This window comes from Paenibacillus sp. TCA20 (assembly GCF_000732325.1).
GTDB classification, from domain to species: domain Bacteria; phylum Bacillota; class Bacilli; order Paenibacillales; family Paenibacillaceae; genus Paenibacillus; species Paenibacillus urinalis.
The window spans coordinates 43855-56670 of record NZ_BBIW01000009.1; the positions used below are offsets into that span (position 1 = coordinate 43855).

Annotated in this window: 11 protein-coding genes; 8 read left to right on the plus strand and 3 right to left on the minus strand. The window is 48.8% G+C overall.

From position 1 onward, the window contains the following. Positions 1 to 295 precede the first annotated feature (295 nt). Entirely contained in the window at positions 296 to 3082 is a 2787-nt protein-coding gene (locus TCA2_RS16990; RefSeq protein WP_052512111.1) for a copper amine oxidase N-terminal domain-containing protein, read from the plus strand. 148 nt (positions 3083 to 3230) lie between these two features. Here the strand turns inward: TCA2_RS16990 and TCA2_RS16995 are convergent, their stop codons facing one another. Next, positions 3231 to 4001, minus strand: a complete 771-nt coding sequence (locus TCA2_RS16995) for a DUF1129 family protein (protein WP_047912807.1) — start codon at positions 3999 to 4001, stop codon at positions 3231 to 3233. A gap of 409 nt (positions 4002 to 4410) precedes the next feature. Between TCA2_RS16995 and TCA2_RS17005 the strand changes: the two genes are divergently transcribed. The 3 genes from TCA2_RS17005 to TCA2_RS17015 all read left to right on the plus strand — a co-directional run bounded on the left by TCA2_RS17005 (position 4411) and on the right by TCA2_RS17015 (position 6620). Continuing rightward, positions 4411 to 4755: a hypothetical protein gene (locus TCA2_RS17005; protein ID WP_047912809.1), complete on the plus strand. Its 345-nt coding sequence runs from the start codon at positions 4411 to 4413 to the stop codon at positions 4753 to 4755. Positions 4756 to 4902: 147 nt separating this feature from the next. Continuing rightward, positions 4903 to 5733: an alpha/beta hydrolase gene (locus TCA2_RS17010; protein ID WP_047912810.1), complete on the plus strand. Its 831-nt coding sequence runs from the start codon at positions 4903 to 4905 to the stop codon at positions 5731 to 5733. Between the two features lie 110 nt (positions 5734 to 5843). Beyond that, positions 5844 to 6620 (plus strand): class III extradiol ring-cleavage dioxygenase, encoded by a 777-nt coding sequence (locus TCA2_RS17015; protein ID WP_047912811.1) that lies wholly within the window; start codon positions 5844 to 5846, stop codon positions 6618 to 6620. Positions 6621 to 6713: 93 nt separating this feature from the next. Here TCA2_RS17015 and TCA2_RS17020 read toward each other — a convergent pair whose 3' ends face one another. Both TCA2_RS17020 and TCA2_RS17025 read right to left on the minus strand, forming a co-directional pair. Continuing rightward, positions 6714 to 6926, minus strand: a complete 213-nt coding sequence (locus tag TCA2_RS17020; RefSeq protein ID WP_047912812.1) for a hypothetical protein — start codon at positions 6924 to 6926, stop codon at positions 6714 to 6716. Positions 6927 to 7119: 193 nt separating this feature from the next. Then, positions 7120 to 7653, minus strand: coding sequence for a DoxX family protein (locus TCA2_RS17025; protein ID WP_047912813.1), 534 nt, complete (start codon positions 7651 to 7653; stop codon positions 7120 to 7122). A gap of 358 nt (positions 7654 to 8011) precedes the next feature. Here TCA2_RS17025 and TCA2_RS17030 point away from each other — a divergent pair, with 358 nt between their 5' ends. From TCA2_RS17030 to TCA2_RS17045, 4 genes are all read left to right on the plus strand, one after another. After that, positions 8012 to 9091: a DUF3048 domain-containing protein gene (locus TCA2_RS17030; protein ID WP_047912814.1), complete on the plus strand. Its 1080-nt coding sequence runs from the start codon at positions 8012 to 8014 to the stop codon at positions 9089 to 9091. Between the two features lie 258 nt (positions 9092 to 9349). Continuing rightward, positions 9350 to 10993, plus strand: coding sequence for an ABC transporter substrate-binding protein (locus tag TCA2_RS17035; RefSeq protein ID WP_047912815.1), 1644 nt, complete (start codon positions 9350 to 9352; stop codon positions 10991 to 10993). A 12-nt stretch (positions 10994 to 11005) separates the two neighbouring features. After that, positions 11006 to 11992 carry an ABC transporter permease gene (locus TCA2_RS17040; RefSeq protein WP_047912944.1) on the plus strand — a complete coding sequence of 329 codons (987 nt, stop codon included), beginning with the start codon at positions 11006 to 11008 and terminating at the stop codon, positions 11990 to 11992. Continuing rightward, entirely contained in the window at positions 11989 to 12816 is an 828-nt protein-coding gene (locus tag TCA2_RS17045) for an ABC transporter permease (protein WP_047912816.1), read from the plus strand. The genes TCA2_RS17040 and TCA2_RS17045 overlap by 4 nt, the downstream gene beginning before the upstream one ends.

Consider the following 12816-nt stretch of genomic DNA (forward strand, 5'->3'; position numbering starts at 1 on the left):
GGATAGATTTACATACATGGGTTACCTAAAGTATTTACCCTAATTACCCGAGGCCCACCTGCTCTAGTTGAAATGATGTGGCACAATAATGATCGAATTGCACACAATGGTCTCTACTGATTCAGCAAGCGAGCCAACATTTGGCCCACGCAAAAAAATAATTTTCTTCTGACTTGTAAATATGGAACATTATCCCACTATTCTGCGTTATAAGATTGCTGACGTGAAATGAGCCGCATAAGTTGCAAATGGATCTGATGTTTTTTAATCCAATGTGAAGCTGGAGGAAATGTTGATGAAGAAATGGGTATCCTCGGTTGTGATTGCTGCACTGGTATCCGCGGGCGTTGGTCATACGCCAGGTATGTTAAACGCGGCGACTGCCATCCAAATTTATATCGATAATGAAAGACTTCCGTCTACCCAAGCGCCTGTAATGAAGGGCAATCGGGTTCTCGTTCCACTGCGCTCGATCTTTGAAGGGCTGGATGCGAATGTAATATGGAACAATAAGACGAAGACAGTTACAGCGACAAAAGGAGACCAGACGGTCTCCATGACGATCGGATCGAGCTATGCCACGATCAGTGGAAGCAGAGTCACACTCGATGTCCCGGCGTCGATCATCAAAGGCAGCACTATGGTGCCCATCCGCTTCGTGACGGAGGCACTTGGTGAGGAAGTGCTGTGGAACTCCAGTGCCAAACGTGTAGATATTATTACGAGCAGCAATGATCTGTCTTCTTCCACTGTAACGACCAGGGTCGGTACACAGTACGGGGATGCAAGAGATATCAGCGTGGAGTTTACCCCTTCGCAGAACGAAGACGGGGTGCATGAATACCGGGTCATACTGGTCAAAGCCTCAAACAGTGGAAGCTTTAATCTGAATGAAGCCAGAAATGTATCTTATACGAGCTACACCCCAGTATCGAGAACGAATGGCAAGCTTAGTGTGACGTTGAAAGAGAACACACTGGATGCAGCGGGTCAAAAGATACAGTCTGGCACGGCTTACAAGGTCTATGTGCTGACCGTGGGGAATGATGCTTCTGATTTCTCCTATGTGCTGTCCTCGGCTAAAGATCCGATTACGATGAGTGCCAAGCCTGCAGTAGCTGCAGCCTCGGAAGTTAAAATTCGAGATATTGCGAACCATGGGGATGGAAGAGATGTTGAAGTCAGCTTTAAACAGCCGGGAACAACATCCGATATCTCGAATTATCGCATCTTCGTCGTCAAGCAAAAGGATGCATCATCCTTTGATGTGAACGCAGCCAGTAGAGCAGCGAACAGCTATTCTACACCCGTGAATAAGTCGAGCTCATCAACGATTACGACGACGTTGTCGTCAGGCACACGTGATTCATCGGGAGAGATTATCAAGAACGGCATCCCGTATGTCGTCTTTATCTATTCGGCCAGCTCGAACACGAATAATAAGCAGCACAAGCTGTCGGTTGCTTCCTCTGCGATTACACTCGACAGTGCTACATTGACGGCTCCATCCATTACGGCAGTCAACGATGTAAATGATTATGGCAATGGCCGGGATATACAATTGTCCTTCAATAGAGCAGGCAATGAGGCCAAGGTCGGTTTTTATAGAATATATGTTGTTAGGAATAATCAAGCATCGTCATTTAATATGACTGAAGCGAATAAGCTGGGCTCGGACCGTTACTACGATATCTCCAAGACAGGTAACAATATCACCACCACCTTGCCTGAAAAACTTAAGGATACCAGCGGTAATACAATCCGAGAAGGAGAGACGTACCGAGTCTTTGTTGCATCCATGGGCAATCAGCAGGGAGGATACTCCAATCTGCTCTCTGGTGCCTCAGCCCAGATTACCCTTGTGAACAACTCGGTAACGAAGCCGATCAGTGGACTTGCGGTGAGTGATATTCAGGATTATGGGGATGGCCGTGACCTCAGAGTGACGTTTAACAAATCATCGAATGAAGCAAGTGTGGATCATTATCGCGTATTCGTCGTGAAATCGGGGAATGCAGGGGCTTTTAATGTATCTATTGCAAGCAGCATGAACAGCTCAAGATACACGCGTGTAAACAAAACAGGCGGCAATCTATCTGTAGCCTTGTCTGCTGATGCGAGAGATACAGACGGTTCCATTATTCGCAGCGGAGTAAGCTACCGCGTATTCGTTCTTGCGGTCAGTAACAGAGGTGACAGCAAGCTGAACTCTCTGTCCGGTGCTTCATCTGTGATCCAGCTATCGGCGAGTAGTGCCCAGCCAGCTTCCTCGGTAGAGGCGGTAGTGAACGGAACCAATGGGGATGGACGTGATGTCACCGTGAAGTTCAAGAAGGCTTCGGATGAGACAGGGCTGTCCCGTTATCTTGTTATGGTAGTGCGGGCCGATGAAGCGAGCAGGTTTGATCTGGCATGGGCAAATCGGGTGGACTCGGGGAATTATACAGCAGTGGCGAAGAAAGGGTCAGATCTGTCACAAGTGCTGAACGAGAATACCAAGGACGTCAGGGGTGATCGTCTCACTCCGGGAACAAATTATAAGGTGTTCGTGTTGTCGCTAGCAGATGGCAAAGTACGCTCGGAAAATGCTTTGTCACAGCCATCTAACACGTTCGCGATCAATAAGGCACCTGTCGCAGTGGATACTGCCGTCATAACGAAGGTGGAGAATAAGCCTGCTCAGAATCCCGCCATAAAGGTGGATTTCAATAAGGCAGGCAATGAAGCCGGATTGTCCTTCTACGCCGTCATTGCGGTGAAGGCGGCGAATGCAGATCAATTTACGCTGGAGCAAGCGAATGCATTGCCAAGAAGCCAGTATACCGCGGTTTCCAGAATGGGAGACAACCTGAGCGCGGTGCTTGATACGTACGCGCTGGATGCAGATGGCAGCACATTGAAGGCGGGCGTTACCTATCGTATCTTTGTATTATCCGTAGCTGATGGAGACAAGGCAACTGTGAACAGCCTGTCGAGAGCAAGTGACACGATTGTAATGGAGGAATTGCCTGCTGCAGCTGCACCTCAATCACAGCGCACATCAGGTGAACACGGAGAAGACTCGGCTGCTAAGGATATATAATGGCTGCAGTTTAGGAGCATGACGGAATTAGGAAGAAGCTCGAATTGCGATTAGCGGCAATTCGAGCTTCTTTGGTATGTTATCCACATGTTAATAAACCCTAGAGCATCCCGCAATGGCTGAGGCTTCTCTGGGGTTTATGTATGAATTAAGCCCTTTTTTTTCTTCCGAAGATCGGTTTAACGAGCACAAGTCCGATGGCTCCAATAGCGATGAGGGCAATGGCAGACAGCTGAATAGCGGGAAGCATATTGCCGAATATGTAGCCCAGAAGCAAAATGATGACCACGACGATGAGATAATTGATGATGGATTTCAGATTAAATCCAGCGCGTCTCGGTGACCGATGGGTCTCTTCATCCTCCGGTGCATGATTAAAAGAGAGGAGAATCTGAATTAATACAATCGCGCCACCGGCGATGAGGGCTAATGTAAACAGGCTGATACTCGTATAGGATGATGGATCTTGGCCCGCTAACGAAGTCACCTGCCCGATGAGTCCCATTAGCAGAAATACCATCGATACCGCAGCCCAGGCAATCATGAGATTGAATTTAATTCCTTTGGTATTATCTGTATTTTCATTATTAATCTTATCCGCATCTTTAGCTGAGACGGTGGAGGAGGCTTTCGAATTTGCAGCGGGTGCTGCTCCCAGCGCATATTTATTCTCTTCTTCTTTAATATACTTGTCCGGTTTACCGCCGAATAATTGCTTCAGATCGGTGCCCTTACGTTGTGCTTCTAAGATTTCCTGTCCCATGCGGAGCAGCAGCTCCTCGAGCTCGAGCTCAGGAATGCGCGAGTTCCTGACCTGTTCCTCGATCAGGGCATAGAACTCCCTGGAAGGAGATGTCATCTGACCAATGACCGTAGTTTGCCGATTCCTGATCAGCATGATTTGTTTGCTGCGATTCATTACTTTATTGTCCACTCCTCTGTCCTATATCCGTACATCATATGAATAAAGTATACGGGAGTAAGGTGGAATTAGCAAAGTTAGGTGTAGGCTTATTCTTTATAGAACAGCTGAGTATGATGAACAGCTACATATATTATGGCAGCGATGACGGCAAGACAGAGAAATACACTTCCCAGGTGATGTTCAATCCAGTGGAACATGAGCTTCATGTGATATCTTCCTTTCCTGTAATCTTCGATTGCTGCTTGTTATTATTCCGAATCAGAGCTTGGATTAATCCGTCTCATTAAGTTTTATGAGGCCAATTCAGGGTCAGAGCGGGAGTGTATAGCCAGTTATCTCCTGTCACACACTATGTCGTGTGCTTATCTAAGAGCAGTACGCATATATAAGGAGGGTTTCGATCATGACACAGAACGATGCAACGAGACAGTATCTGTTAAACAGCCAGTCGAGAGGAGTCAAGGATGAGGTTGTGAAGGCAGAACATATTGAAGAAACAACGAGTCGTAATGAGGAATTTGCATGGGCTCATCAAGTGAGCCGTTCTGCAGAGACCCAGCGGGTGAAGGGAACAGCCCAGATCAGTGCTGAGATTGCGAATGTAGCACCCGTCTATCGGACAATAGCGGATACGGAGTTTGGATCAGATGATGAGGGAGTAATACCGCGCGGGGAGACTGAAGCGGAGCCTGTGGAATGGAAGGGCAAATCAGAAACCCATGCGATGTTTCGCCGGAGCTATGAATAGGCCATAGAGAATTCCATGGAGTGGATTGACTTTCGGTAAAGAATGGTGCTACACTATCTTCAACTAATTCACATTAAACTTATCGGAATTAATTGAAATATAGTTTGGTATTCGTTTAGGTGTTACTTTTTACTGGGAGGAAGTCATATGGAACGACAAATTGGCATTAAGCATGGGGAAGAGGAAATAGCAGCAACGATCCATTATCCGGTGGTATCCGAAATCTCAGAAGGCAAGAAGCCGGCACGAGTACCGCTGATCGTTATTTGCCATGGGTTTGTTGGTAATCGTATTGGTGTTGACCGTTTATTTGTCAAAACGGCGAGAGAACTGGCGGAGGACGGGAACCTGGTGCTTCGGTTTGATTATATCGGCTGTGGTGAGAGTACAGGTGAATATGGCGCTGAAGGGCTGCAGTCGATGATAAATCAGACGAAGAGCGTGCTTGACTATGCCCTGGATTGCTGTGATGTCGATCCTCAGCAGGTGACGCTGCTAGGTCACAGTCTCGGAGGAGCTACAGCACTTCATACCGCAGTAAGGGACAAGCGAGTAACCAAGCTTATTCTGTGGTCTGCTGTAGGGTATCCTTTTAATGATATTATAAAAATAACAGGCCGTGACAAATACGACACCTCTGTCAAAGAGGGGGCGGCAGATTATTTAGGCTATCGCTTTACTCCGGCATACTTTGAATCGCTCGCCGATTTCCAGCCGTTTCAGGAGGCGCTCAAATTCTCAGGTGATGTGCTGGTCATTCACGGAACGAGCGATGATACGATCCCGGTCGATTACGCCTTTTTATATCAGAAGGTATTCTGGATGCGCAGCGAGGGTCGCTGTGATAAGGATATTATTTTTCAAGGAGACCATACCTTTTCATCGGGACCGGAACGTGAGCAGCTCATCAAGCGTACCCGTGCGTGGTTAACAGAGCAGCGTAATGCGAGCCAAGACTGGCAGCATTGGATGATCTAATGGAAGAAATAAATGTTTCAGTACTGAATGAATCAACTTTATTTCGTCCACCTCTAGATGTAAAATAAACACATACACCCATTCTACCTGTGTCTGGAGGCTTGGCAGCAATGACGTTACCTGCATTGTTTATTGCGCACGGTTCACCCACCCTCGTCATAGAGGACAACAACTACACAGCGTTCTTGAGAGAGCTTGGTGCCAGCTTACCGGTCCCGAAAGGTATTGCCTTATTCTCCGCTCATTATGATGAGCCGGTGCAGTCACTGTCTGTAGATGAGTTTCATACAACGATGCATGATTTTTACGGATTTCCTAAAGAAATGTACAAGATTGAATATCCTGCCCCGGGCGATCCGGAGCTGTCGATGAGGATTGGCCAATTGATGGCAGCACAGAATCTGCCCTACAAGCTCGTTACAGGAAGAGGACTTGATCACGGTGCCTGGGTCATTCTTCGGCATATGTATCCGGAAGCGAATATTCCGGTCGTCAGCTTGTCTGTCGATTCCATGCGGTCAGAGCAGGAGCAATACCGTATCGGCTGTATGCTGGAGCCTTTAAGACACGAGGATATATTAGTGATTGGCAGCGGCGGGCTGGTACATAATTTGAGGAAGCTTAGTCCAGATTCAGAACCCGCAGCGTGGGCTGCCGAGTTTGATGAATGGCTCACATTGAAGCTGGAGGAGTGGAATCTTCGAGACCTTTATGATTACGAGAAAAAAGCCCCGAATGCCCAAGATGCGGTCCCTTCTTATGCATCAGAGCATTTTGCACCCTTATTCTATGCAATGGGAGCAGCAGACAAGGAACGCAGAGCACAGAAGAGGTTTCAAGCCTATCAGTACGGCAGTTTGAGTCTGAATTGCTGGCAATTCGGTTAACTTATAACGAAGTTAAAGGCATTCCCTAATGGAAGAGACGATCTTCCCCCAGGGGATGCCTTTTATTGTTTATATACGAGCAACCGGCAGGTCCTAAGATTTAAGCTCGAAGAACTCACAGTCCTGCCGCTGATGATAGGCAATATCGCTGACACTGGATTGAATGACAATGGTCATCTCATCATAGCGAATAATAACACCGCCGGAGTCGATCTGCTGGTTATCCTTAAAAACGCGAATGCGTCTTTTGCGAGTCATGGCTTCTTCAAAGTCAAGGTTGGTAATTAAACGGCGATTCGTAGCCAAGGGGTTGTCACACCTCCATCATGGATTAAATGCCCATACAAGCGGGCCGTGAAGAGAGTATACCACGGAAGCGTGCCGGTATGAACGGTTATAGCAAAAAGCAGGTCCCCGATAAGCCTGCTCTCCATGTTTTTTCGATGGAGGAAGATTTGTCGGGCGGCCTGCCCTGTTTCTATATCATCTATTTCGGGGCTTAGGTGTGCTGCGTCTTCGTGTTCACTTTTGCCACCGGGTCCTTACGATGTCTGAACTTGTTGTACATTCCGCGGATATAAGGGATCACCCAGTGATCGAGACCGATCTTAGCCGCATTGTATCCAGCGACAACGATGAAGATCTGCAGAAGTACCAGCTGTGCATTCGTGCTCACCGTTCCCGAGAAGAGGAACGCAAAGTTCATGACCATCGCCATCACTGCAGCCAAGGTAGTGAAGCATCCAAGCAAGAGGCCTACACCGACCAAGAATTCACCGAGCGGTACGAGGAAGTTAAACAATTCTACGTTTGGAAGGGCAAAGCCTTCAAGAAATGCACCCCACCAGCCCTGAACTGTAGCACCCTCACCTGTCGATTTCTCGATTGCTCCTGTCAGGAATCCTGTAGCATCAAAGCCTCCGCCCGTCAGCTTCTGCCAGCCGTGAGTCATCCAGTCATATCCGAGATATACCCGAAGTACGGTCAGCAGCCACATTGCAACCTTGTTTTCTCTCAGCCATGTTGTAAACATATAAACCACTCCATCCTTTTTTTGTGAGGAATCGTAGGATTCCCCTTGTCTGAAGATCATTCGTTAATATCAAGATAGATTGAGCGATAGAAGTTAATGCCTTTATCTTTGTACACTCTTTTGCTCGTTCTATCTATAAAAGTGATCACTCTTTTGATGTCTTTATCTTAAAACATATCCCATCGTATGTTTGTGATAAAAATCACAATATATCTAAAAAAAACGCCTATTTCCATGAATCTCATCTGATCTGTGCAATTTCTCGCAGGAAATCAAAGACATTTCGCTCGAATTTGTGATTAAATGGTAGAAAAGCATGCTGCTACTTTCCCTGATGATGAAGGAGGAACACACTTACGTGCAGATCGTAGAAAGATGGAAGCCCTCATTATACATCTTATTCTTACTCATCCTGCTTACAACCGCTTGCTCATCCAATAGCACACCGGAAGCTGAGCCGTCAGAGCCGGTAGTGGAGACGCCGGGGCCCGCTGAGGAGTTGACAGAAGAGCCCGAAGCGGAGCCCGAGCCTGAGCTGGCTTATGCTGCTCCGTTAACAGGTATTCGCTCTGCAGAGCCTGTCGATGAAAGACCTCTTGCGGTAATGATCAATAATGCCCCGGCAGCAAGACCCCAATCCGGGCTTAGTCAAGCCGATCATATATATGAAGTGCTGGCTGAGGGGGGCATTACCCGGCTGATTGCGATCTTCCAGAGCGGAGGAGCTGCCGAAACGTTAGGTCCAATCCGCAGCATTCGCCCGTACCTCATCGAGCTTGGCGAGAGCTATGGAGGTATACTGGCACATGCGGGAGGAAGCCCGGCTGCCTACTCGATACTGCAAAATGAGGGGAAGCCATATCTCGATGAAATCTCGAATGGCGGACCTTATTATTTCCGCAGCAGTGACCGCAAAGCACCGCACAATCTGTATTCTTCTGTCGATCAGCTGCGAGAAGGCGCAGAGAACCGAGGATACTCACTAGAGAACAACGCACCCGTATATTCGTATTTGGAGCAAGGAGCGGAGGTAAGCGGAGAAGCAGTCCGTTCATTTGATATTTATTATCTGAACGACAGCTATACCGTAAGCTACGAATACGACAGTACTAGGCAGCAATATTTAAGAAGCGTGAATGGTACTGAGGATTTGGATGCAAATGATGGAACACGCTTAGCTGCTTCAAATATTGTTGTGCTGTCGACCTCACATCGGGTGCTGGATGATGTAGGCAGACTCGCCCTTGATCTGTCATCCGGCGGTGAGGCGATGCTGTTCCAGCAGGGCCAGCTGATTCGTGCAGAGTGGAAAAAATCCTCAGGGGACATCATTCGGTTCTATAAAGACGGGAAGGAGCTGCCGCTCGTTCCGGGAAAAAGCTTCTTCAGCATTGTGCCCGATTCTCCTGCACTTGAAGAGCATATTACGTTACATTAACCACATAGCCAGATCATCATCGCTTATCTAAGCCATGATGATCTGGCTATTTTTTTGTGTATCCACATAAATACCAGGTCCAGAAACGTACACCAAGCTAATCATGACAATGTCAAAGAGAGAAGAAAGTTGAATGATTTTATTGAAAAATAAAGAATTTTACATTTCCTTTACCGTGAGGTAACAGACAGATCGCATAGCAGTGGTAAAATTGTCGAAGTTCATTTTATGTTGTTCATAGAGAGGAAGCGGGGGAGTATGAAGTTAAGAGGCCGTTCCATTCAACTGGCGGTTTTGGCTTTTGCGGTAATTGCTGCAGCAGGCTGTTCTGCACAGCCGGTCAAGAAGGAGACAGGAAGTGAGCTTCAAGCCTCTGCATCGACAGCGGACAAGTCAGCAGGGAAGGAAGAACTGATACTTGCCGTCGGAGGTGAGCCGGATACAGGATTTGACCCAACGACAGGCTGGGGCCGGTATGGTTCGCCCTTGTTCCAGAGCACACTGCTCAAACGTAACAGTGAGATGGAGATCGTAAGTGATCTGGCTGCAAGCTATGAGACAAGTACGAACGGGCTCATCTGGACCGTCAAGCTGAGAGAGGATGCCCGGTTCAGCGACGGAGAGGCGCTGACGGCGGATGATGTTGTGTTTACATATGAAACAGCGAAGGATAGCAGCTCCGTAGTTGATCTCACCAATCTAGATTCTGTAATGGCCATGGATGACTATACGGTGGAGCTCACGCTCAAGCAGCCGCAATCAACCTTCGTCTATGTTCTGGCGACACTCGGCATCGTGCCCGAACATGCCTATGGGGATAACTACGCGCAGAACCCCGTTGGCTCGGGTCCGTTCAAGTTTGTCCAGTGGGATAAAGGGCAGCAGCTGATCGTCGAGCGAAACGAACTATATTATGGTGAGAAGCCCAGCTTCTCCAAGCTGACCTTCCTGTTCCTGGAGGAGGATGCTGCCTTTGCGGCAGCAAAAGCAGGTACGGTTGACGCTGCATTTGTGACCCCGGCATTCAGCACACAGCAAATTCCAGGGATGAAGCTCGAATCCTTGCAGTCCGTTGACAACCGGGGCATTATGTTCCCGTATGTGCCAGAGGAAGGCCGTACAACAGAAGAGGGCTACCCGATCGGCAATGATGTTACTGCGGATATTTCGATTCGAAAGGCGATAAATGTCGGCATTGACCGCGATGCGCTCGTAGAAGGGATTTTGGAAGGAGAAGGAACACCAGCCTATTCCATCAGCGACAACCTGCCATGGTGGAATTCGGATACCGTATTCGAGGATGGCAGTATTGAGCAGGCGAAGGACATATTGGCTGAAGGTGGATGGGAGGATTCCAATGGAGATGGAACCGTGGACAAGAATGGTATTGAAGCGGAATTTACGCTGATCTACTCCTCTGGTGATTCTACCAGACAGTCCCTTGCCATCGCAGCCGCCGACATGGTCAAGCCATTGGGAATCCGCATTACAGTAGAAGGGAAGAGCTGGGACGAGATTGATAAGCTGATGTTCTCAAATGCTGTATTGTTAGGGTTCGGAAGCAATGATCCGCTCGAAATGTACAATGTGTACAGCAGCCAATTTGCTGGAATGGAATATTATAACCCGGGTTATTACAACAACCCGCAGGTTGATGAGTATATGGAAGCCGCGCTTGCTGCTGCGGACGAAGATGAAGCAATGGAGCTGTGGAAAAAAGCACAGTGGGACGGCACGACCGGCCTCAGCACATCGGGTGACGCACCATGGGCCTGGCTCGTCAACCTGAACCATCTATATCTCGTGAACGAGAAGCTGGATATTGGGGAACAGCAGATTCACCCGCATGGTCACGGCTGGCCGATTACGGCCAATATTGAAGAATGGGAATGGAAGGAATAGCTGATGGCCGTGATGACCGTTACCGTTAAATTTGTGGCACGGCAGTTCTTCAAGCTTATTCTCTTGCTTGCTGCCGTAAGCGTCATTACCTTCATATTAATCAGCAATACACCGATTGATCCGACGCAGGCTTATATCGGAGCAGATATGCTCCGTGTAAGCCCAGAGCAGCGTGCAGCGATATCCGAATACTGGGGGCTGAATGATCCGCCTGTAGAGCGGTTTCTAGCATGGGGCAATGCGCTGGTACAAGGCGACTTCGGGACTTCAATGATTCACCGCGAACCTGTATTGGATGTCATTGCAGATCGATTCAAGAGCTCTCTCGTGCTTATGCTTGCAGCCTGGGTGCTGTCGGGATTGATCGGGTTTGCCGCCGGAGTACTGGCAGCGATGAAGCAGGGAACCTGGATTGACCGCATCATCAAGTGGTACTGCTATGGCCTGTCATCCACACCGACGTTCTGGGCGGGTATGCTGCTGCTCATTCTGTTTACGGTATGGATTCCTGTCTTTCCGGTGGGTCTGGGTGTTCCAGCAGGGGTTGAAGCGGCAGAGGTTACCTGGCTGGACCGGGTGCGTCATATGATCCTGCCAGCACTCACGCTCAGCATTGTAGGAATATCCAATATTGCTCTGCATACCCGAGAGAAGCTGGTCGAGGTGCTGGATAGCGAATATGTACTGTTTGCGAAGGCAAGAGGCGAAGCCGGCTTCATCCTGTTCCGCCGGCATGGACTTCGCAACATCCTCCTGCCCGCAGTGACGCTGCAGTTCGCTTCCTTTAGCGAGCTGTTTGGTGGTGCCGTATTGGTCGAACAGGTATTTTCTTACCCCGGACTGGGACAAGCAACGGTGGAGGCGAGCACGCGCGGCGACGTTCCGCTATTGATGGGCATTGTGCTGTTCAGTACGCTGTTTGTTTTCACAGGGAATCTTCTATCAGAGCTTGTATACCGCTGGATTGACCCTCGAATCAGGGAGGGACAATCGCTATGATGACCACGCTTAATCGCAGAACGAGAACGGTGATCTATTCAGTCATTGCGATCGTTCTGCTAGTTATTCCGGTACTGCTTGCACTCTTGCAGAGCAGCTCCATGTTAGATACTCATTTGACTGAGCGGAACCAGGCACCATCTCTTGCACATCCGTTCGGAACAGACTGGCTGGGACGTGATATGCTCGCCAGAACGATGAAAGGACTTGTTCTCAGTCTTGGTGTCGGCCTGACAGCAGCTCTGGCAAGTGGGATCATTGCGGCTGTACTTGGACTGATGGCAGCTAGCCTTGGCAGAACCGTCGACCGAATCATTACATGGCTGATTGACCTGTTCCTGAGTGTACCGCATCTGGTTCTGCTTATATTGCTCGCATTTGTCATGGGCGGCGGCGTCAAGGGAGTCATTATTGCGGTAGGACTGACGCATTGGCCGAGCCTTGCCCGTTTGATTCGTGCAGAAATAATGTATTTGAAAACGAGCGAGTTCGTGCTTATATCCGAGCAGATGGGCAGGTCCAAATGGTGGATTGCGACGAGGCATCTGCTGCCTCATCTGCTCCCCCAGTTTATTGTTGGGACACTCCTGCTGTTCCCGCACGCGATTCTGCATGAGGCCTCTATAACCTTCCTCGGCATGGGGTTGTCACCGCATCAGCCGGCAATCGGCATCATTTTGTCGGAATCGATGAGGTATTTGTCCACAGGCATGTGGTGGCTGGCATTCTTCCCGGGACTATGCCTGCTTATTGTCGTACGTGCGTTTGATGTGCTGGCCGAGAATTTGCATGCGCTGATCAGTCCGCATCGTTCACAGGAGTAG

Coding starts and splice junctions, on each gene's coding strand:
- TCA2_RS16990 (WP_052512111.1), top strand. CDS start 296: ATGAAGAAATGGGTATCCTCGGTTGTGATTGCTGCACTGGTATCCGCG.
- TCA2_RS16995 (WP_047912807.1), bottom strand. CDS start 4,001: ATGAATCGCAGCAAACAAATCATGCTGATCAGGAATCGGCAAACTACG.
- TCA2_RS17005 (WP_047912809.1), top strand. CDS start 4,411: ATGACACAGAACGATGCAACGAGACAGTATCTGTTAAACAGCCAGTCG.
- TCA2_RS17010 (WP_047912810.1), top strand. CDS start 4,903: ATGGAACGACAAATTGGCATTAAGCATGGGGAAGAGGAAATAGCAGCA.
- TCA2_RS17015 (WP_047912811.1), top strand. CDS start 5,844: ATGACGTTACCTGCATTGTTTATTGCGCACGGTTCACCCACCCTCGTC.
- TCA2_RS17025 (WP_047912813.1), bottom strand. CDS start 7,653: ATGTTTACAACATGGCTGAGAGAAAACAAGGTTGCAATGTGGCTGCTG.
- TCA2_RS17035 (WP_047912815.1), top strand. CDS start 9,350: ATGAAGTTAAGAGGCCGTTCCATTCAACTGGCGGTTTTGGCTTTTGCG.
- TCA2_RS17040 (WP_047912944.1), top strand. CDS start 11,006: ATGACCGTTACCGTTAAATTTGTGGCACGGCAGTTCTTCAAGCTTATT.
- TCA2_RS17045 (WP_047912816.1), top strand. CDS start 11,989: ATGATGACCACGCTTAATCGCAGAACGAGAACGGTGATCTATTCAGTC.